The organism is Acinetobacter sp. YH12201 (assembly GCF_013418145.1).
Taxonomy (GTDB): domain Bacteria; phylum Pseudomonadota; class Gammaproteobacteria; order Pseudomonadales; family Moraxellaceae; genus Acinetobacter.
In genome coordinates, this window is record NZ_VPCP01000061.1 from 1 (window position 1) to 20742 (window position 20742).

At 44.3% G+C, this 20742-nt stretch carries 21 protein-coding genes and 1 pseudogene; 5 read left to right on the plus strand and 17 right to left on the minus strand.

Annotated elements, in window-relative coordinates; all coding sequences use genetic code 11:
* Both FTU91_RS11775 and FTU91_RS11780 read left to right on the plus strand, forming a co-directional pair.
* On the plus strand, positions 1-96 hold a 96-nt coding region (locus tag FTU91_RS11775; protein WP_151760394.1), incomplete at its 5' end, for a transposase domain-containing protein.
* A 31-nt stretch (positions 97-127) separates the two neighbouring features.
* A pseudogene (locus FTU91_RS11780) lies at positions 128-580 on the plus strand (IS982 family transposase); the annotation flags it as partial.
* A 97-nt stretch (positions 581-677) separates the two neighbouring features.
* Here the strand turns inward: FTU91_RS11780 and FTU91_RS11785 are convergent.
* Positions 678-1439, minus strand: a complete 762-nt coding sequence (locus FTU91_RS11785; protein WP_180082254.1) for a ferredoxin--NADP reductase — start codon at positions 1437-1439, stop codon at positions 678-680.
* A gap of 85 nt (positions 1440-1524) precedes the next feature.
* Here FTU91_RS11785 and gigC point away from each other — a divergent pair, with 85 nt between their 5' ends.
* On the plus strand, positions 1525-2403 hold the full coding sequence (gene gigC, locus FTU91_RS11790) for a LysR family transcriptional regulator GigC (RefSeq protein ID WP_166167753.1): 879 nt from the start codon (positions 1525-1527) through the stop codon (positions 2401-2403).
* A gap of 40 nt (positions 2404-2443) precedes the next feature.
* On the opposite strand, the gene FTU91_RS11795 is transcribed toward gigC, so the two are convergent.
* From FTU91_RS11795 to ndhC, 16 genes are all read right to left on the minus strand, one after another.
* On the minus strand, positions 2444-3178 hold the full coding sequence (locus FTU91_RS11795) for a cold shock domain-containing protein (protein WP_180082255.1): 735 nt from the start codon (positions 3176-3178) through the stop codon (positions 2444-2446).
* A gap of 123 nt (positions 3179-3301) precedes the next feature.
* A complete protein-coding gene (locus FTU91_RS11800) occupies positions 3302-3595 on the minus strand; it encodes a cold shock domain-containing protein (RefSeq protein ID WP_180082256.1) in 294 nt (97 codons plus the stop codon).
* 83 nt (positions 3596-3678) lie between these two features.
* Positions 3679-4314, minus strand: a complete 636-nt coding sequence (upp, locus tag FTU91_RS11805) for a uracil phosphoribosyltransferase (protein ID WP_180082257.1) — start codon at positions 4312-4314, stop codon at positions 3679-3681.
* Between the two features lie 122 nt (positions 4315-4436).
* On the minus strand, positions 4437-5930 hold the full coding sequence (gene nuoN, locus FTU91_RS11810) for an NADH-quinone oxidoreductase subunit NuoN (protein WP_166167762.1): 1494 nt from the start codon (positions 5928-5930) through the stop codon (positions 4437-4439).
* 3 nt (positions 5931-5933) lie between these two features.
* A complete protein-coding gene (nuoM, locus tag FTU91_RS11815) occupies positions 5934-7538 on the minus strand; it encodes an NADH-quinone oxidoreductase subunit M (protein ID WP_180082262.1) in 1605 nt (534 codons plus the stop codon).
* Between the two features lie 7 nt (positions 7539-7545).
* A complete protein-coding gene (gene nuoL / locus FTU91_RS11820) occupies positions 7546-9441 on the minus strand; it encodes an NADH-quinone oxidoreductase subunit L (RefSeq protein ID WP_180082258.1) in 1896 nt (631 codons plus the stop codon).
* Positions 9438-9746, minus strand: coding sequence for an NADH-quinone oxidoreductase subunit NuoK (gene nuoK, locus FTU91_RS11825; protein ID WP_004651041.1), 309 nt, complete (start codon positions 9744-9746; stop codon positions 9438-9440). The genes nuoL and nuoK overlap by 4 nt, the downstream gene beginning before the upstream one ends.
* A complete protein-coding gene (gene nuoJ, locus FTU91_RS11830) occupies positions 9746-10264 on the minus strand; it encodes an NADH-quinone oxidoreductase subunit J (RefSeq protein WP_171521992.1) in 519 nt (172 codons plus the stop codon). The genes nuoK and nuoJ overlap by 1 nt, the downstream gene beginning before the upstream one ends.
* A complete protein-coding gene (gene nuoI, locus FTU91_RS11835; RefSeq protein WP_086196032.1) occupies positions 10264-10806 on the minus strand; it encodes an NADH-quinone oxidoreductase subunit NuoI in 543 nt (180 codons plus the stop codon). Before nuoI ends, nuoJ begins: the two co-directional genes overlap by 1 nt.
* 18 nt (positions 10807-10824) lie before the next feature.
* Positions 10825-11841 carry an NADH-quinone oxidoreductase subunit NuoH gene (nuoH, locus tag FTU91_RS11840; protein ID WP_180042484.1) on the minus strand — a complete coding sequence of 339 codons (1017 nt, stop codon included), beginning with the start codon at positions 11839-11841 and terminating at the stop codon, positions 10825-10827.
* Between the two features lie 3 nt (positions 11842-11844).
* Positions 11845-14523, minus strand: coding sequence for an NADH-quinone oxidoreductase subunit NuoG (gene nuoG / locus FTU91_RS11845; protein WP_180082259.1), 2679 nt, complete (start codon positions 14521-14523; stop codon positions 11845-11847).
* An 11-nt stretch (positions 14524-14534) separates the two neighbouring features.
* Positions 14535-15863 (minus strand): NADH-quinone oxidoreductase subunit NuoF, encoded by a 1329-nt coding sequence (gene nuoF, locus FTU91_RS11850; RefSeq protein WP_180082260.1) that lies wholly within the window; start codon positions 15861-15863, stop codon positions 14535-14537.
* Positions 15860-16369, minus strand: a complete 510-nt coding sequence (gene nuoE, locus FTU91_RS11855; protein ID WP_086196036.1) for an NADH-quinone oxidoreductase subunit NuoE — start codon at positions 16367-16369, stop codon at positions 15860-15862. Before nuoE ends, nuoF begins: the two co-directional genes overlap by 4 nt.
* 14 nt (positions 16370-16383) lie before the next feature.
* Positions 16384-18171 (minus strand): NADH-quinone oxidoreductase subunit C/D, encoded by a 1788-nt coding sequence (gene nuoC / locus FTU91_RS11860; protein ID WP_086196037.1) that lies wholly within the window; start codon positions 18169-18171, stop codon positions 16384-16386.
* A gap of 87 nt (positions 18172-18258) precedes the next feature.
* The gene (locus tag FTU91_RS11865; protein ID WP_180082261.1) at positions 18259-18936 is read right to left on the minus strand and encodes an NADH-quinone oxidoreductase subunit B family protein; all 678 of its coding nucleotides are present in this window, start codon (positions 18934-18936) and stop codon (positions 18259-18261) included.
* A gap of 7 nt (positions 18937-18943) precedes the next feature.
* Positions 18944-19489 carry an NADH-quinone oxidoreductase subunit A gene (gene ndhC, locus FTU91_RS11870; protein WP_086196039.1) on the minus strand — a complete coding sequence of 182 codons (546 nt, stop codon included), beginning with the start codon at positions 19487-19489 and terminating at the stop codon, positions 18944-18946.
* 569 nt (positions 19490-20058) lie between these two features.
* On the opposite strand from ndhC, the gene FTU91_RS11875 reads away from it, so the two are divergent.
* The gene (locus tag FTU91_RS11875; protein ID WP_086196040.1) at positions 20059-20415 is read left to right on the plus strand and encodes a hypothetical protein; all 357 of its coding nucleotides are present in this window, start codon (positions 20059-20061) and stop codon (positions 20413-20415) included.
* A gap of 120 nt (positions 20416-20535) precedes the next feature.
* A partial coding sequence (locus FTU91_RS11880) for a DUF4372 domain-containing protein (RefSeq protein ID WP_136695017.1) occupies positions 20536-20742 on the plus strand: 207 nt, incomplete at its 3' end.

Genomic DNA, 20742 nt, shown 5'->3' on the forward strand with positions numbered 1-20742 from the left:
GCCTATTTAAGTGATGTGCTGAAAAGGCTGCCGACGCATAAAGTGACCCAAATAGAAGAATTACTGCCACACCGCTGGAAATCCGACCAAAATTAAAAAATAGGCATGGGATTCAGCGGACGCTTACGGAAAAAGTAGTACGGGTTGGTTTTATGGTTTTAAATTACATATCGTTATCAATAATTTAGGTGAAATTATTAATCTCAAACTGACATCGGGAAATGTTCATGATGTTGCTATATTAGAATCTTTAACTCAAGAATTAAAAGGAATCCTACTCGGAGACAAAGGCTATTTGAGCAAAGCAAAAGCCGAAACTTTAGCAGCAAGAGGACTGAAAATATTGACCCCATCACGTCGGAATATGAAAAATAAACCCATCCAAACTGAAGAAGAAAAACAATTACTTTGCAGAAGAGGATTGATCGAAACCGTGAATGATCAATTAAAAAATTTACATCAACTTGAACATTCACGTCATCGTTCGGTAAATAACTTCATGGTGAATATCATGGCTGCTGTAGTGGCTTATTGTTTGAATCCCAATAAGCCAACTTTCCAAAATATGCTAAAAGGCTAAGCAGATTTCGTCGAACTCAGGTTAAATTATTCCTTTTAATCCCTCCCTTGCGAAGCAATGCTTCTCACCTTTAAAAAGGGAGGAACTCTAAATGCGATTACCAATAATTTTCGACCGCAATATTACCTTCACCACGGCGGTTCATTTTCAAGCCATGTGCTTTTAATGCTTCTTTAGTATCTTCCACCATTTGTGGGTTACCGCAAAGCATCACATGACTGGTATCTACATTGAATTGTAGCCCTACCGCTTTTTCCAGTTCACCATTTTCAATCAATACCGGTAAACGGTCATGCAACGCTGCATCGGGATTCCGGGTAATAATCGGGACAAATTTAAAGCCCGTATGACCTTCGCCAAAGGTTTCAGCTATTTCCTGAATACGCTCGACATAAGCCAGTTCGGCTTCCGTACGCACACTATAAACCAGATTGATCTTTTGATATTTCGACCAGGTTTCAAAGTCTTGTAGCATGGAAATAAACGGTGCCAAACCTGTGCCAGTCGCGAGTAGCCACAAGTCATGCGGTAATGGGAGCTGATAACGCGCCAAGGTTAAAAAACCATAAGGAATTTTTTCCAGGTACAGTTCATCACCAACCTGTAAATGTTGCAGGTTAGATGTAAATGCACCATTTGGCACTACAATTGAAAAGAACTCTAGGGTTTCATCAAAGGGGGATGACACCACGGAATAAGCCCGAACCACCAGTTCATCGCCCACTTTTAGGCCAATACGTGCAAACTGCCCTGCAGTAAATTTAAAATGTGCAGGTCGTGTCATGGTAAAACTGAATAAGGTATTGGTCCAGCGATGTACAGATAAAACTTTTTCTAAGCTAAATTTTTCAATTGACATGATTTCAACGTGGCATGAAAGACTGTGCTCATGGTAGCATGACCACATAATTTATTAATATTTTTTAAATGTTAAGGCTCTATTCATGCGCATGACCTTACGCCAGTTGGCTGTTTTTGTAGCAGTTGCACAAGAAGGCACAGTAACCAAAGCCAGCGATGCTGTCAAACTCACGCAAAGTGCTGCAAGTATGGCTTTAGCAGATTTGGAAGATGGCTTGGGTGCACCTCTATTCGACCGTCTTGGCAAGCGTCTGCAACTCAATGATTTAGGTCGTTTTCTACTTCCACAAGCACTAGAAATTTTAGGTCGCTGCGAAGCTTTTGAACAGGCGGCTAAAGGTGAATTACAAAGTATTGACCTGCGCCTGGGGGCAACCTTAACCATTAGCGATTACCTGATGCCGGACCTGATGGCAGACTTTTTGCAAATTCAGCCGCAAGCACATTTGCAGTTGCAAGTAGGCAACACCCGTCAGATGATTGAAGCAGTCAACCAGTTCCAGCTGGATTTAGCCTTAATTGAAGGGTCCTGTCATTTGCCACAGCTGCAGTGTATACACTGGCGCGATGATGAACTGGCGGTATGCTGTTCACCAGAGCATCCATTGGCAAAACTGGACCGCGCAATTACCGCTAAAGATTTTGACCATGTCGAATGGATTTTACGTGAAGAAGGTTCAGGGACCCGTGAGGTGTTTGACAATGCCATTTTAAAAGACCTGCCAGATGCCAATATCCGCCTCACTTTAGGCCATAATGAAGCGATTTTAAAAATTGTGGCGGGAGGTATCGGGATGTCCTGTATTTCTAAACTCGCCATTGAACCTTTACGTGAAAAAGGTCAGCTGGTCATTTTGGAAACTCCTTTCTGGCAACTGACTCGTCCTTTATTCATGTTGGTTCATCGTCAGAAATATCAGGGACCCGGCCTTAAAGCCTTTATGAAATTCTGTGAAGAATAAAAAACGATTTAAAAAAAGCGCCATTTAGGCGCTTTTTTTATTACCAGCGTGAATCATTTTCACAAGGTATACCGTCACCATCACCATCCATCTTATGATTTGGGCAGTTTTGTACATACCACACAGCTTCTGCTCTTGAATTCATTTGACTGCAATGTTGCCGTTCATCACATTTAAATTGTGCTGTTGCTAATCTCACCCCATTTTGCTGATCAATACTGGCATTAATCTTTTCCGAGCGCGGTTTAGTGGTATTGTAAGTTTCACCTGCCAGATTACGCTGCCCCTGCTCCGACAAAACTGCTTCCGGTAAATCCCCCAGTGCTTCTCGCTGTTGTGACACAATACGCTGTTGCTCTATAATCAACTGTTGCGCTTTCAGCTGCTCTGCCGTGCGATAATCCTGATATTGACCATAACCGATCACAGCAAGCAGTGCCAGAATGATCAAGGCAATAGCAGATAAGATTCGGCCTTTATATGAAGCCTTATTATAACGTGGTGAAGCAGTTTTCTTTTTTGTACCTACTGGCTTGGCAGCTATACTCTCCGCTGAGGCAGACTGTAGATCCAGTCGTACAATACGGTCGGCTTTAAACTTGCCATCATCTTCCACAATAATAAATTTTAACTTCTCCCCGACTTTAGGTTCGATAGTGCTATTGGGCACATCTTTAATGTGAAAGAAAATATCTTTCACTGCGCCTTCCTCTACTGCAATAAATCCAAAACCGCGCTCTGCGTTATAAGTTTTGACTTTCCCCTGAACAAACATAAAATACTCTTTTTCATTTATATTTTTTCTTATTATAATAAAAAAGAGGCCCAAAAGCCTCTTTTCCAATGATTGTCAAAAGCAATCCTGAACATCATCATGCTGCAATCAAAAGCAGAAGCATCAACCTCGAAAATTCGACAACAAGGCGGATGTAATCGATTTATTATGCTCGGATACTTTCGATTTTTTTGCTTTTGCTGAGTGATCTGCAACACGTTCTATACGAACAGCCTTGTACTTGTCACCATTTTTAACAGCCGCAAATTTTACCCGTTCATTACGTTTCGGTTCGCCTTCTGCCGCAGGGAAATCTGAAATATGAAAGAAAATATCCCCTTCAGCCGAACCAATAAAACCAAAGCCTTTTTCAGGGTCATACTTTTTGATTTTACCCTGATGTAATTCATCTTTCATGCTGCTGCCCTATGCTAAAAAATGCCATGTTTACAGTATATAAAAAAAGAGGCCTGAAGCCTCTTTTAATTTGTCTTCCAGGCTCAGTCTTTTTGCACTGAACCGAAAATTTTATCGCCTGCATCGCCAAGACCCGGAACGATATAACCATTTTCGTTGAGACCGTCATCAATAGCTGCTGTGAAAATTGTCACATCTGGGTGTTTTTCTTCTACTTTTTTAATGCCTTCAGGCGCTGCAACTAAGACCATGACACGGATATCTTTACAGCCGCTCGCCTTCAATACATCAATGGCTGCAACCAATGAAGAACCGGTTGCCAGCATCGGGTCGATAATCATCGCCAAACGGTTTTGTACATCGGGAACCAGTTTTTTATAATAAGTACGTGCTTGCAAGGTTTCTTCATCACGCTCAAGACCCAATACAGAAACTTTGGCACTTGGAATCAGGTTCAAAAACCCATCTAACATGCCAATACCTGCACGCAGAATAGGAACAACGGTAATTTTTTTACCCGCAATACTGTCTACAGTAACTTTGCCATTCCAGCCGTCAATTTCATGCTCACACATCGGCAAGTCTTTGGTTGCTTCATAAGTCAGAAGCATGGTCACTTCTTGCGCTAGTTCGCGGAAGTTTTTTGTACTGATGTCTGCACGACGTAGCAAACCAAGTTTATGTCGGATAAGTGGATGACGGATTTCATGAATAGCCACGGGAGAGCACCTAAAAGATGAGATAAAATTTCAGCTATTATAAATGTTTTTTATATCTCTTATAAACCAAAAAGCCCCCTATGAAAGGAGGCTTTTTAGAAAAAACTTATAGTTTTTTTAGATTACTGTTGAGATAGCATGAAATGCAATGGAGATAAAATCTCCGCTTGAAGCGCCAATTTGATGATTGGATCAGGATAAACACCAATGATCAATACAGCCAATGCCGCAGCAAGCACCATAATACCACCCACTTTCTGACCCCAATGTTTGTCGGCATCAATACGTGGCGTATCTGGCGGAGTCATATACATCACCACCATCACACGAAGGTAATAGTACAGACCAATACCTGAACCCACTACAATCATGGCAGCAAGGAACCAGTGCTGGGTTGTTACCGCAGCCATCACCACCAAGAACTTACCAATGAAGCCTGCAGTCAATGGAATACCCGCAAGAGATAACATCATGACAGTCAAGGTCGCAGTCAATACTGGACGGCGCCAGAACAAACCACGGTAATCTGCCAGACTTTGTGCTTCATCTGCATTGTTATACGGACTAGACATCAACGCGACAACACCAAATGCACCAATCGTCGTCAATACATAAGTGATTACGTATACAGATACGTTACCCAGGCTTGCATAAGTCATGCTGATTAAACCAATCAGCAAATAACCAAAGTGCGCAATTGAAGAGTAACCCAGAATACGTTTCAGGTTGACTTGACGTACTGCAAGGAAGTTACCCACCAGAATAGAAAGCACCGCAATAATCGTGATGATCGTTACGATTGAATCTACCAGGATTGCGCCTGAAGCAAGTAAATAACGTACAAACAGACCAATGGTTGCCACTTTAGCCACAGTCGCAAGGAATGTTGCGATTGGCGCTGGAGCACCTGCATACACGTCTGGCGTCCATTTATGGAATGGCGCAAGAGACAATTTAAATGCCACGGCAAAAACGATTAAGCCTAGACCTAAAATCACCATTGGCTGTTTGATGGCTTGCATCAAGGCCTGAACATTGTCATAGAAAGACAATGAACCGGTATAAGCATAGATATATGCCATGCCCATCAACAACATTGCAGAAGCAGTTGCTGAAAGAACAAGGTATTTAATACCCGCTTCTAGCGATTGTGAACGTTGGTGTGTATAAGCCAAAAGACCGTATACAGGAATCGACATTAGCTCAAGGCTAATGAAGAAAGATGCATAATGAGAACTTGCCACCATCAGCATTGCGCCCGCTACCGAGCACAGCATCAGGATATACAGTTCTTCACGGTTATCTTGATAGCTTTCAATATAAGCATGTGACAAGGTACAGCAAGCCAGTGCAGCAATCAGAATGACCAATTGGTACAGCAAGGTAAATGGGTCAAGCATAAACATGCCCATCACGTTCGCTGGTGCAAAAGCACCACCGAACATTGCAATCAGGACATAGGCTGCAGCAAGGTTCAAGCCGACTACAGAGGCTGTTGCAATTAAATTATGGTTACGTTTAATTGCAATGAGAAGCATCACTACGATCGCAGTTAAAGCCACGATCATCACAGGAGCTAATGGCATAAGCTCGGAAAATGACATTGTGAAGTTCATGGCTTATTGGATCTCCACATTTTGTTGAGATACGACCTGTTGAGTCGCATCGACAACTTCTTGAACTGGGATATAGCTGTTTGCTAACCACGCCATGCTTGAATTTGAAATATCAAGGAAGCTTTGTGGATAGATACCGAGCCATAGTAGACCAAAAGCACACACTAACAAAATAACAATCTCACGCGCATTCAAGTCTTTCAATGGGCTTGTATAATTTTGTTTTTGCTCTTCATTTGGCGTACCAAACAATGCTTTGTGAATCAGGATCAAGCCATAAAGACCTGCCAATACCAAGCTGGTCGCTGCCACAATGGTAAAGGCTGGGAATTTGTTGAATGAACCCATCAAAATCAGGAATTCACCAATAAAGTTACCTAAACCTGGAATACCGACAAGCGCAGCAATAAAGAACATCAGGAAGAAAGCAAGGTACGGGAATTGACCGCGCATACCACCCATTAAACGTAAGTCGCGCGTATGAACACGCTCGTACACTTGACCACACATAATGAACAAGGCAGCAGATGACAGGCCATGTGCCAGCATCATGATCATTAAGCCTTGGAAAGTCAGGATATTACCTGCGTAAAGTGCAAGTAATACAAAGCCCATGTGCGAAATAGAAGTATACGCCAGCAAACGTTTCATATCGGTTTGCTGGAAAGCACACCAGGCACCGTAGAACACACCGACTAAACCGAAGATGATCGCGATATCTGCAAACTGTGCAGAAGCCGCCGGGAAGAATGGCATAACAAAACGAAGCAGACCGTATGCAGCAGTCTTAATCAGGATACCTGCCAAGTCGACAGAACCGGCTGTCGGTGCTTGAGCATGCGCATCTGGTAACCAGCCGTGCAATGGGAACACTGGAAGTTTTACAGCGAAACCGATGAACATACAGATCATCAAGGCATAAGCCACTGATGGCAACTGTGCATCAAGCGTATTCGCCACACCTAACAGGTAGTTGTAATCGAAGCCGATCATGCCCGTCATCATGTATCCGTAAACCACAAGGCCTAGAATACCGATCAACATGATCAAACCTGCTACCTGGGTATAGATGAAGAACTTGGTCGCAGCATAAACGCGTGACTTACCGTCTGCTCCCTTATGACCCCATAAGGCAATCAGGAAGTAGATTGGTACCAGCATCATCTCCCAGAAGAAGAAGAACAGGAACAAGTCAATCGCAAGGAATACACCGATCACACCACCCAAAGACCATAAAAGGTTTAAGTGGAAGAAACCAACGTTCTTTTGAATCTCACCCCATGAACAGCCCACTGCAAGTACACCCAGTAATGCAGTCAAGCCAACCATAAGAAGTGAAAGACCATCCACCGCAAGGTGAATGTTAATGCCAAGGGTGGAAATCCAAGGCAGCATGAATTCGGCAGACCAAGTTGGAACTTTTGCGCCGAGTTCATAGTGATAAGTACCGGAATTCCAAAGCGCAACGGTTAAGCCCAAAGTAATGAGCATACCGAATAACGCAATGTAACGCGGTAGTTTGTCGTCGAGCTTGTCGACGATCCAGCATACAAAACCTGCAATGAACGGTACGAGGATCAGCGCGGGTAAAATCCAGTTGTTTGTGATTTCCATCTTATTTCCCCACTACCTGAATCACGATCAGGATCATCAGCAATACCACTACACCGAGTGACATACTTGATGCGTATTCACGCAATGAACCTGTTTGACGTGAGCTGGTGAAGCTATGACCACCTTTAACAATGGCAGGAAGCACTAACCACAGGCCGTCAATCGGATCACGACCTAAAATTTTCGCGATAAGCAAATATGGTTTCACAAATACGATGTTATACAACGCATCAAAACCAAGTGCATTACGGCAGATATTGGCAAGGCCGGCACCCAATGAAGTACGGGCAAAACCTTTCACTGCATTATAAGCAAAGACAAATAATACGATACCTACCACAAGACCAGCCAATGCAATACCCACAGCGGTATATTCAGCACCATGTACACCTGCTTCAAGCGCTTCAGGAATAACAAAAGCTGGAATATTGGCTTTGGTTAATGCAGCTTCTACTGGTGCTTTCAAGAAGTAAGCCAAGCCAGTTGAAAGTACCGCCAAGATACCCAACGGAGCCCAATAAGTTGCACCTTTGATTTCGTGATAAGGCGTGTTTTCTTTACCAAAGAATACAACCCAGATTAAACGGAATGTATAGATTGACGTTAAGAATGCACCCGCAACACCTGTCCAGTATAAGCAATTATATATAGGAAGATTTGCAATGTGGCTTTGTGCCCAAACTGCACCAAGGATGGCATCTTTCGAGAAGAAGCCGATGGTCAAGAATGGAATGGCAGCCAACGCACCACCACCAATTGCGAAGCAGGCAAACAGGAATTTGTTATGTTTGAACAAGCCACCCATTTTGAAGATGTTTTGTTCGTGATGGTAAGCCAGAATCACAGCACCAGAAGACAAGAACAATAATGCCTTGAAGAATGCGTGTGAAAGCATGTGGAACAGGCCCGCTTGGTATGCTTCAGCACCAACAGCCATAAACATATAACCCAACTGACTCATGGTTGAGTAAGCCAGAATACGTTTGATGTCTGTTTGAACCAATGCAGCAAAACCAGCAACAATCAATGTTACCGCACCAGTGATCGAAATGAACATCATCACTTCTGGTGTCATTTCAAACACGGAGAACATACGGCAGCACAGGTAAACACCGGCTGTTACCATTGTTGCCGCATGGATCAACGCAGAAACAGGTGTAGGACCTGCCATTGCATCAGCCAACCATGTTTGTAATGGAATTTGCGCAGATTTACCGGCAGCACCCAGGAACAACATTAAAGATGTCCAGATCGCAAGTGAATGGTCACCCGCTAATACTTGAGGTGCATTGGCAACGATTGTACCGATATGCAAAGTACCGAATTGTTGGAAAATCAGGAACAATGCAATCAGCAAGAATACGTCACCGATACGAGTTACAGTAAATGCCTTGATGGCTGCAAAACCATTTTCCGGGTTTTGATAGTAGTAACCAATTAGCAAGTAAGAGCAAAGACCTACGCCTTCCCAACCCAAGAACAATAACGCCAGGTTATCGCCAAGAACGAGCAGCAACATGCTGGCAACGAACAGGTTGAAGTAAGAGAAGAAACGTGCAAAGTCTTCTTCACCGCGCATGTACCATGAGGCAAAGATGTGAATCAGAAAACCTACACCGGTGATCATGCCGGTCATGAGTAATGACAGGCCGTCTAGGTGCAAGCTCATGCCTGGTGCAAAACCACCGACATTGAACCAGGTCCAAAGATGTTGAACCTGAGCTACTGAACCATTGTCTACAAAGCCCATGCCAGCAATCAGTGCAAATAAAGCAGATAAACCGACTGAACCCACACCAATAATGGCTGCCACATTTTCAGGAAGCTTATTGCGCCCCGCCGCCAAGAGGACAAAACCAATGAGCGGAAATAAAATTGTTAAATATAAATAACTCATCCGCGCATCTCACTAGCAGCATCCACATCCAAATGATGGAAGCGATGGTAGAACTGAAGGACGATCGCAAGACCAATACAAGCCTCTGCAGCTGCAAGGGTCAAGATCAGGATGAACATGATTTGTCCATCTGGCTGTAACCATGCACTACCTGCAAGAACGAACGCAAGCGCCGCTGCGTTCATCATGATTTCAAGGCTCATCAACATAAATAGTAGGTTGCGTCGCACCATTACACCGTAAAAACCCAGTGCAAAAAGAATGGTTGCAACGATTAAACCGTGTTCTAAAGGAATGTTGCCCATTATTCTTTTTCCTCTTTTGCACTTGGTTCACGTTTACCTAAGTGGAATGCTGCAACGAGGGCTGCAAGCAATAACATTGCGGCAACTTCTACCAATAGTAAGTAGTGAGTAAAGAGCGCTGTACCTACAGCTTTAGGTCCCACAACTTTAGTGCCCATCACCGGACCTGCGGTTGTGTAATCCGAACCAAGCATCCAGACGAGCACCAAGCCCATCAGGAAACTCATCAATGCTGGATATGCCCATGCAGATGAAGTCAGCCATTTACGTTCCTGTTCAACCGTATGTTGACCAAGATTTAGCATCATCACCACAAACACGAACAACACCATGATCGCGCCGGCATAAACAATAATTTCTAGTGCGCCAGCGAATGGCGCACCAACGATCATGAACATCCCTGCCACAGCAAGGAGGGACACGATCAGGCTTAATAAAGCATGCACAGGATTCGCGTTAGTCACCACACGAACCGTAGAAACAATGGCCACAAGTGCCATCAAATAAAATGGCCACATCATGGTAATAAGCTCCGTACGTCAACTGGTGCACTTTCACGTTGTGCCTGACCTTTATCTTTACCTGCCACTGCCATACCGGTTACACGGTAGAAGTTGTAGTCAGGATATTTACCAGGACCTGAAATGAGCAGGTTCTCTTTTTCGTAGACCAAGTCTTGACGAACGTATTCACTTAACTCGAAATCTGGTGTCATTTGAATCGCTGTCGTTGGACACGCTTCTTCACACATACCGCAGAAAATACAACGCGAGAAGTTGATACGGAAAAACTCCGGATACCAGCGACCATCTTCTTTTTCTGCTTTCTGTAAAGAAATACAGCCAACCGGACAGGCAACCGCACACAGGTTACATGCCACGCAGCGTTCTTCACCATCTGGGTCACGTGTCAATACAATACGACCACGGAAACGCGGCGGAACAATTTGTTCAGCTGGCACTTCTGGATAAAGAATAGTGTCACGTTTACGTGTCACGTGGCTGAATACCATCCACAATGAACGTACGATTGACCCGAATCCAGCTAGAATTTTATACATTTTGTACTCCCTGCTGTCCTAGGCCTGATTCATCAGAATCACAGCACCAGTCACCAACAAGTTGACCAACGCCAATGGCAAACAAATTTTCCAACCAAAGTTCATCACCTGATCGTAACGTGGACGCATTAACGAACCACGAGCCAAGACAAACATCATCACAAAGAATGCTGTTTTGATAATGAACCAGAATACTGGTGGAATAAATGGAATTTCTAGGTTAAATGGTGCTAACCAACCGCCAAAGAATAAAGTGACGATTAATGCTGAAATAAGAACTACGTTGACATATTCCGCAACGAAGAACATACCCCATTTCATACCTCCGTATTCGACGTGATAACCTTCCGCCAATTCTTGCTCAGCTTCCGGTTGGTCAAATGGATGACGGTGCGTTACCGCAACACCTGCAACAATAAAGATAATGAAACCTAGGAATTGTGGAATCACAAACCATACATCGCGTTGTGCTTCAACAATTTCACGCATGTTGAATGAACCGGCAATTGCCACCACACCCATCAGCGAGATCCCTAGGAACACTTCATAAGAAATGGTTTGAGCTGCAGAACGCAGACCACCCAATAACGCATATTTGTTATTTGAAGACCAGCCACCGAATAGCACGGCATATACTGCGATACCAGCCATTGCCATAAAGAACAACAGGCCGATGCTCATATCTGCTACGCCCATTGTCGGACTTACAGGAATCACCATGAACGAAAGTACCGCAGTTGCCATGGCAACTGCAGGTGCTAAACGGAAAGTCAGCTTATCGGCAAACTTAGGCGTCCAGTCTTCCTTGAACATGATTTTCAGCATGTCGGCAACGATCTGGAACATCCCCCCGGGACCAACACGGTTTGGACCGTAACGGTCTTGCCATAACGCAAGTAAACGGCGTTCGATGAATGACATCAACGCAGCGACAAGCACCACTACAAGCAAGATCACAATCGCTTGAATCACAGAATAAGCGATTGGCCAGTTCTCAGCCCATAGCGGTGTTTGACGTATAATTTCTTGACTCATGAATTACACTCCTACCGCGACGGATACAGGCTCTGCAAGTGAAACCGTTGGTGCAAGACCAACTGGATAACCGATATAACCTGTCGGTAAATATTCGATCACTTGAACTGGAAGGCTAATTGTCGCCTCACCTGCTTGCACAGTAATTTTTTGACCATCTTGAACGTTTAGACGCGCAGCATCCTGTTCACCTACTGCAAACATGGCTTCAGGAATACGTGATTCCATGGCCGGAGTTTTCACCGTAAATTCACCAGAAGCGAAGATATGATGCATTGGCACTAAACGGAAGCTTTCAGCATTTGCAAGTACTGCTGCTGGAGCAACGAAAGTACGTGCAGGGCGTTTAGCCAAACGATCAAATAAACGGATACCCGAATCGCCACCTTTTAGGTGACCACCCACGTGATCCTGGAATTTGTTCCAGGCTTGTGGAGAGTTCCAACCTGCAGACCATGCAAATGGAACCAGTGAAGATGGGGTTTCATTACCCACATAACCTTCCATAGAGAACGTTAATGCAGAATCGACATCGATTGGCTGTTTAGGTTCATGAACAGACAATGGTGCACGCATAGAGGTACGACCAGAGTAACGACGCGGTTCACGCGCAATCTTCAAGCCATGGACACGGTAACCTGCATCTGGTGCTACATCCTGAATGGCTTCAAGTGCCGGAACATTTTTCACTACAGATTCAATGACATCATCCAGCAAGGTCCAGGAAATCGCTTTGCCTTTTACACCGGTTTCAATGGCATGTAACCAGCGCCAAGATTCTTTGATTGCAAGTTCCGGTTTGTAGTAGCTTGGGTCATACACCTGGTAGAAACGTTGTGCACGGCCTTCTTGAGATACCACAGTACCATCACCTTCCGCGAAGCTTGCAGCAGAAAGCACGATATCTGCTTTCTTCACAGTTTCGGTTTCAGAGTGATCAAGAACAATCACGTCTTTGCCTGCAAGTGCAGCGTTGACTTGAGCAGCAGGTAAACGACGGTAAAGGTCATTTTCCACAATGATAACAGTGTCATAGTCTTGCGCAAATGCTTGCTCAAGGCTGTTACCACCGAAGATTGCAAGACCCATTGAGTTCACTTCAGGAACAGTCAAGGTCAAACCAGCATTACCCAGGTTCTGTGCCACTTGTGCAGCAGCTTCCATGATGGCAGCATCTTGTAAGCTGGTACCAGAGATGATCAATGGTTTCTTCGCCGCTTTTAAAGTGTCAGCAATGGTTTGAGCAAATGCTTTGGCATCGTCATCTAAACCAGTAACCGCTTCACCTGCAACTGCCGCAGCAACCGCAAAGCCTAAACGTGCAATATCGTTTGGAGAAGCAACCACTTCGCCAGTCGCGACGTCAGCTAAACGCGTTTGAGTCGCAGCAAGAATGTAGATTGGGGATTTTGCATCCTGACCAATACGTTGTACCGGTTCAGCCAACCATTCTTGGGTGCGGCGTTCTGCTGCCATTTCTTTGGCTTTGTTTTTCGCAGCTTGGCGAACAGATAAAGCCATACGTGGCGCAGTTTGGGTTAAATCTTCACCCAAGATGAGCACTGCATCATAACTTTCGATTTCACGCATGGTCGGGTTATAAACACCCTCGGTTTGCATGATCGATGCAGCCAATTCAACCAGGTTTTGCTCTTTTTGAGCCATACCAGTTGAGTAGTTGTCTTGACCAACAAGCTCACGCAATGCGAAGTTCGTTTCAAGCGATGCACGTGGTGAACCAATACCCAGAACTTTTTTGCCCTGAATCTTTTCAATCACGGTATCCAGTGCTGTATCCACTGAAACAGTCGTTACGTTTGCACCATCACGGAATTGTGGCTGACGTGGACGGTCTGCACGGTTCACATAACCGGTACCGAAACGGCCTTTGTCACACAGGAAGTATTGGTTTACATCGCCGTTGAAACGGTTTTCAACACGACGAAGTTCGCCATAACGTTCACCCGGAGAGATGTTACAGCCTGAAGAACAGCCTTGGCATACGCTTGGCGCATACTGCATGTCCCACTTACGATTATAACGTTCAGAGTGAGTTTTGTCGGTGAACACACCTGTTGGACATACTTCAGTCAGGTTACCCGAGAATTCAGATTCTAAAGTGCCTGATTCTGGACGACCAAAGTACACACGTGATGCATTGGCATACACGCCAAAGTCAGTACCGCCCGCATAGTCTTTGTAGTAACGTACACAACGGTAACACGCGATACAACGGTTCATCTCGTGTGCAATAAACGAACCAAGTTCCTGGTTGTAATGCGTACGTTTGGTGAAACGGTAACGACGGCGGTCGTGCTGAGTCATCACAGTCATATCTTGTAAATGACAGTGACCACCTTCTTCACAGACTGGACAGTCGTGTGGATGGTTGGTCATCAAGAATTCAACAACAGATGCACGGAAATCTTTTGCTTCTTTGTCTTCAATCGAGATGTAGGTATTGTCAGCTGCTGGCGTCATACATGACATGACTAAACGACCACGCGTATCTTCAGGATTCGCGTATTGAGTCACGGCACATTGACGGCAAGAACCGACAGAACCTAAGGATGGATGCCAACAAAAGTACGGGATATCAATGCCCAAAGATAAACATGCTTGTAGCAGGTTTTCTGAGCCATTGACTTCGTACGATTTGCCATCGACATGAATTGTAGCCATAGTCGAATTCCTTAAGCTTGTTCTACGGAGCTAACTTGAGCGGCAGCATTTACGACTTTCGCTTCAAATTCGCCACGGAAATGTTTGAGTGCGCCCATAAGCGGTTCCATTGCACCTGGAGCATGGGCACAGAAAGTCTTACCAATCCAAAGCTTACGAGTCAGTTCTTGTAAGTGATCGATATCTTCTTTCTTGCCTGTACCATCTTCCAGTGCTTTAAGCGCTTTTACCGCCCAAGGTAAACCGTCACGGCAAGGTGTACACCAGCCACATGATTCACGCGCAAAGAATTCTTCCAAATTACGAGTCGCAGACACCATACATTGAGTTTCGTCTACCACCATCAGCAAACACGTACCTAAACGTGAACCCGCTTTCATGATGCTTTCTGCATCCATCGGCAGGTCAATGTGCTCTGCTGCCAGGAAGTCAGTCGATGCACCACCTGGTAACCACGCTTTCAGTTTAAGACCGTCACGCATACCACCGGCATGCTCTTCAATCACTTCGCGTGCAGTGGTACCGAATGGAAGTTCCCAAAGACCTGGGAATTTCACCTTACCCGATGCACCGTAGATTTTGGTACCTGGATCTTTTGATTTACCTTCAGATAAACCCACATACCATTCTGGACCACGTAACATAATCGCAGGTAAGTTGTTGTAGGTCTCTACGTTGTTGACAATCGTAGGGCGACCCCAAGCACCTGCAACTTGCGGGAATGGCGGTTTGGTACGCGGATTGGCACGGCGACCTTCAAGCGAGTTAATCAATGCAGTTTCTTCACCGCAGATATAACGACCCGCACCGGTATGCACATGCATTTCGAAGTTCCAGCCAGAACCCAGGATATTTTCACCCAGGTAACCTTTGGCACGAATTTGCTCTAATGCTTCATTCAAGTATTGAGCAGCTTCGATGTATTCACCACGGATGAAGATATAACCTTGCGTTGCTTCAAGGGTATAGCCTGCAATCAGCATACCTTCGATCAATTGATGTGGAAGTTTTTCCATCAACAAACGGTCTTTAAAGGTACCCGGTTCCATTTCATCGGCATTACAGATCAGGTAACGAGGGCCGCCATCATTTGGCGCCATCAATGACCATTTAATCCCTGCCGGGAAACCTGCACCACCACGACCTTTTACAGTCGCAGCTTTAATGACTTCAAGCACTTCTTTCGGTTGCATGCCAAGGGCTTTTTTAAAGCCGGCATAACCTTCCAACGCTTCGTAATCATCTGCACTACGAACGTGTTCCTGTTTGCTCAAACGCCATGTTAATGGGTGAGTTTCTGGGTTACCGTCGCCATAAATTGGTTTTGGTTCAGTATTCATACATACTTCTCCAATAACTGTTTAATTGAAGTTACTTCAACCAAACCGTGCGTGTCTTGATCAATCATCAGGGTTGGACCTTTGTCACAGTTACCCAGACAGCAGATTGGCAATAAAGTGAAACGACCATCAGCGGTGGTTTGACCAAACTGAATCCCCAATTCACGCTGGAACGCTTCTGCCAGAGTTTCCGCACCCATCAAGAAACATGCGATTGAATCACATAATAAAATTACGTGACGACCGACCGGTTGACGGTAAATACGGTTATAGAAAGTCGCAACACCTTCAAGATCTGCAACACTCATGCTAAGCATTTGAGCAATTGCATTCATTTGTGCATCGTCTACCCAACCATTACGGCGTTGTACACACTTCAGCGCATCTAAACATGCAGCACGCGGGTACGGGTAGTGACCCATGTGATGTTCAATTTCATGGATTTCTTCCGAAGTTAAAATCCCTTCAACATTCACACGTGGCTTTTTATCAGTCAAAATCATCATAATGCGTTTACCCCTTAGCGATCCACGTCAGCCATTACGACGTCAATTGTCGCTAAATAAATGATCAAGTCAGATACAAGACTGCCATTAATCACGGAAGGCATTTGCTGTAAGTGCGTGAAAGTCGGTGTACGGATACGGGTACGGTAACTCATGGTTGACTTGTCTGAAGTCAAATAATAGTTAGACGCACCTTTTACCACTTCCGCCATTACAGATGCTTCACCTGCAGGCATTACAGGACCCCATGACACGCTTAAGAAGTGCGTAATCAAGGTTTCGATATCTTGTAGTGTCTTGTCTTTCGGTGGTGGAACAGCCAGTGGATGGTCTGCTTTGTACGCACCAGACGGCATGTTATCTAGACATTGCTTGATGATTTTCAGTGACTGTTCGATTTCACGGAAGTGAACCAGAACACGTGCATAAGCATCGCCTTCGTACTCAACCGGCACATCGAAATCATAGTTTTCATAACCGCTATAAGGACGGTATTTACGTACATCGAAGTCAATCCCTGTTGCACGTAGACCTGTACCGGTTACACCCCAAGCCAATGCAGATTTTGCATCGTATTGCGCAACATTACGGGTACGACCGATAAACACCGAGTTTTTCAATGCTGCTGTGTAGTACTCGTTCATACGCTTCGGCATCCAGTCCAGGATTTCGCGAATGAGGTGTTGCCAGTTGTTTGGAAGATCGTGTGCAGTACCGCCAATACGGAACCACGCCGGGTGCATACGGTAACCAGTAATTGCTTCGATGGCGTCATAGATTTTTTGACGGTCAGCGAACATATAGAATACTGGTGTCATACCGCCGGCATCCTGAATTGCAGTACCGATATACAACAAGTGGTTATTGATACGGAACAATTCGGACATCATGACACGGATACATTGCGCACGGTCAGGAACAGTGATTCCCGCCAGTTGCTCCACACCCATTACATAAGGCATGTTTTGCGCACAACCACCCAGGTAGTCAACACGGTCGGTATACGGAATGAATGAATGCCAGGTTTGACGTTCAGCCATCTTTTCCACACCACGGTGGTGATAACCGATATCAGGCACACAGTCTTTTACTTCTTCGCCGTCCAGCTGCAAGATCACACGGAACGCACCGTGCGCAGATGGATGGTTAGGCCCCAGGTTCAGGAACATGAAGTCTTCATCGGCGTTACCGCGTTTTAGACCCCAGTCTTCAGGAACAAAACGAAGGTGCTCCTGTTCAAAGTCCTGCTTGGCCTGGTTCTGCATATACGGTGTATATTCAGTGGCACGTGCAGAATATTCTTTACGCAGCGGGTGACCTTCCCAGTATGTCGGCAACAAGATACGACGGAGCATTGGATGCCCTTCGAAGTTGATACCAAACATATCGTAAGCTTCACGTTCGTACCAGTTGGCATTTGGCCAAATGTTGGTTGCTGTTGGAATATTGAGATCACTCTCATTCAAGGCAACTTTAATACGAATATCCGTATTACGCTCTAGCGACAACAAGTGATAGAACACAGTGAAGTCTGACGCAGGCAAACCGTCACGGTGAGTACGTAAACGCTCATCTACCGCAGACAAATCGAACAGCATCACGTAAGGACGTTCTACTTTCCGCAAGAACATTAAGACTTCTTGCACACGTGCGCGCTCAACCCAGACTGTTGGAAAGTCTTCAAAAGTCGTTTGCACAAAGAAGTTCTCACCAAATTTGGTTTTGAGCTCTTCTATAATTGCAAATGCTGGGCGTGAATCAACAGGCGTTGATTCTGGCATAGCAATGTCAGTTTCAGCCATTGGCTTGGCTTCCTATTCAATACAAATTCAGTCAACCTGAACGACAATTACACCCAGACCGGGTGCATCAATATTTTGTCGCTCGGATTATTTAATTTCATCCATAGAGCGTAAGTTTTTCACGGCAATACGTTCAGCATTCTTACGGTCACGTTCTGGCTGCATCTTTGGCTTATACACTGGCTGAAGATCCTCACCAATAACCGCTGAAAGTGGACGGCGCTCTAATTGAATTTGGTCTTGTAACAACATTAATGCTTGCAATAATGCTTCAGGACGTGGCGGACAGCCCGGGATGTACACATCGACAGGGATGATTTTATCCACACCTTGTACAACCGAATAAATGTCGTACATACCGCCAGAGTTTGCACAAGCACCCATTGAAATCACCCATTTAGGCTCTAACATTTGCTCATATAAACGCTGGATTACAGGTGCCATTTTCACGAAGCAGGTCCCTGCAACGATCATTAAGTCCGCCTGACGTGGTGAAGCACGAATAACCTCGGCACCGAAACGCGACATATCATGCACACCCGTCAAAGTGGTTGCATATTCTACGTAACAGCAAGATGTACCAAAGTTAAAGGGCCATACAGAGTTTTTACGGCCCCAGTTTACAGCTGTATGCATTACATCCTCTAAACGAGTCATGAACACATTTTTATTCACTTCTTCTTCAAGCGGATCAGTAACGATTTGACGCTCTTGAAGTGGATATTGATCAGCATTCGGATTCGCACGGGTTAATGTATATTTCATTCCCGGGTTACTCCTTAGTAGATGATGTAGTCGCAGATTTTTTCACACGACCAGATGATTGAGCTGGAATTTGACCTGTAGGATCAACAACCAACTCTTCAATAGAATTGAAGCGTGTAATATCGGCAAGGTTCATATTTGCTGAACCCACTTTCGATTTCATCACTGCCGCTTTGAGACGATCGGTTGGTGCCCAGTTTAATGCGCCTACAGCAATCGCATAAATCAAAGCAATCAATAAATCGACTACAAAAATTACAACAGTGGTAAAACCGAACCAACCTACTTCACGAACTGATGTAGCCCATGCGTAGAGATACAATGCTTCCAGGTCAAATACCACAAAGAAAATAGCAACCAAGTAGAATTTCGCAGATAAGCGGATGCGTGCTCCACCAGCACCTACCACACCTGACTCAAATTGCTCTTGCTTTGCACGGCCCCATGATTTACCCCCAAGGAGTAAAGGAACTGTGAGCATAAAGACACAAAGAAATGTAACGCCGATCACGAAGGCAATAATTGCCCAATCGTATGGAGTAATGGCACTCATGCGGGGATAACTCCTGGCAGGCCTAATTTATTAACAAAGAATGTATGTATTGGCCTTCAAATACACCAAACACAAAATTAATCCCGTCAATTGTACCTGATTTATGATTTCACTTGCTAGCTCATAAGCCTTAGTCTTTTGGATGATTTTTTCAGCATTATCGCTTTTAATTTACATCTATTCCTTTACACAACACCTTCATCGTTTTATTTAATAAAAACAGTTATTTTTATTAAATTTTCTCACATTAAGATTTTATGAGGAAATATTGCTCACTTATTTTGCAATCCAGAAATACAATTATTGTTGAATATTCTTTCGATTCTAAAAGTTCAGTTTATTTTGAGTATTTATTTAAAAAATGACAGGAATCAGAAAAATTGATTAAATTTTCCTTCCTATCATCACGGTATTAAAAATACCGCCTTTCTTTGCTTTAGAAATTACCTCATATCTTTTACATAAGCTGCTTTATTCTTGTGGTTTTTTTGCAACACTTTGACATGCGTTTAACAGTTTGTGATATTGATATTTAAAATTCAAAAAGCGAATAGACAGGAGAAACTATAATGACATTAAAATATGCCCATGAATCTGAATATTTCTTCTTTGCACAACTGTTAGTTCATCATGTGGAAAGATACATCGAGAAACACCCAGATGCTCAGGATGCCATTTTTGACCTGCGTGATATCTATGACCTTTTCCGCCAAGACTTTGCTGCAACCACCACCAATCTCGAAGCTATTTTAAACGTTGCAGATGAATACAAGGTCGAAACATTAAATGGGGACCAGAAATTGATTAGCCATTATGCCATAGATCCCAAAAACAATTCTTTGCTACTAGATCTTAATGCCGATGCACTCGCTAGCTTAAAACAGGGAAAAAGCCTGATTGAACCAGATGCCACCAGTCATGAATAAGACTAAAATGCACCGCATTCGGCACTACTGTCCCATAGTTTGCTTTAAATAAAAAAACCTGAGTCTAAATAGTTAAAATATGAGTGCAAACAAACACTTTAACTATAAATGACTCAGGTTTTGTCACATCAGAATACCGTATTTCATCAATTACTCAAACCCATTTTAAGACAAGATTTTGAACGTCTGGCTAAACTGCACCACTCTGGGCAAAAATTAAGATCAGCCACCCGCTGGGATCAGTTTGTTGCCATATTGATGTCCCAACTTTCTTGTCGGCAAAGCTTAAGAGACATTCAATCCAATCTCGAATCCCAGCAGGAAAAG

Bases quoted from the DNA above. Each gene is read 5' to 3' on its own strand.
- FTU91_RS11785 (WP_180082254.1), bottom strand. From the start codon at position 1,439: ATGTCAATTGAAAAATTTAGCTTAGAAAAAGTTTTATCTGTACATCGC.
- gigC (WP_166167753.1), top strand. From the start codon at position 1,525: ATGCGCATGACCTTACGCCAGTTGGCTGTTTTTGTAGCAGTTGCACAA.
- FTU91_RS11795 (WP_180082255.1), bottom strand. From the start codon at position 3,178: ATGTTTGTTCAGGGGAAAGTCAAAACTTATAACGCAGAGCGCGGTTTT.
- FTU91_RS11800 (WP_180082256.1), bottom strand. From the start codon at position 3,595: ATGAAAGATGAATTACATCAGGGTAAAATCAAAAAGTATGACCCTGAA.
- nuoN (WP_166167762.1), bottom strand. From the start codon at position 5,930: ATGAACTTCACAATGTCATTTTCCGAGCTTATGCCATTAGCTCCTGTG.
- nuoL (WP_180082258.1), bottom strand. From the start codon at position 9,441: ATGAGTTATTTATATTTAACAATTTTATTTCCGCTCATTGGTTTTGTC.
- nuoK (WP_004651041.1), bottom strand. From the start codon at position 9,746: ATGGGCAACATTCCTTTAGAACACGGTTTAATCGTTGCAACCATTCTT.
- nuoJ (WP_171521992.1), bottom strand. From the start codon at position 10,264: ATGTGGCCATTTTATTTGATGGCACTTGTGGCCATTGTTTCTACGGTT.
- nuoI (WP_086196032.1), bottom strand. From the start codon at position 10,806: ATGTATAAAATTCTAGCTGGATTCGGGTCAATCGTACGTTCATTGTGG.
- nuoH (WP_180042484.1), bottom strand. From the start codon at position 11,841: ATGAGTCAAGAAATTATACGTCAAACACCGCTATGGGCTGAGAACTGG.
- nuoG (WP_180082259.1), bottom strand. From the start codon at position 14,523: ATGGCTACAATTCATGTCGATGGCAAATCGTACGAAGTCAATGGCTCA.
- nuoF (WP_180082260.1), bottom strand. From the start codon at position 15,863: ATGAATACTGAACCAAAACCAATTTATGGCGACGGTAACCCAGAAACT.
- nuoE (WP_086196036.1), bottom strand. From the start codon at position 16,369: ATGATGATTTTGACTGATAAAAAGCCACGTGTGAATGTTGAAGGGATT.
- nuoC (WP_086196037.1), bottom strand. From the start codon at position 18,171: ATGGCTGAAACTGACATTGCTATGCCAGAATCAACGCCTGTTGATTCA.
- FTU91_RS11865 (WP_180082261.1), bottom strand. From the start codon at position 18,936: ATGAAATATACATTAACCCGTGCGAATCCGAATGCTGATCAATATCCA.
- ndhC (WP_086196039.1), bottom strand. From the start codon at position 19,489: ATGAGTGCCATTACTCCATACGATTGGGCAATTATTGCCTTCGTGATC.
- FTU91_RS11875 (WP_086196040.1), top strand. From the start codon at position 20,059: ATGACATTAAAATATGCCCATGAATCTGAATATTTCTTCTTTGCACAA.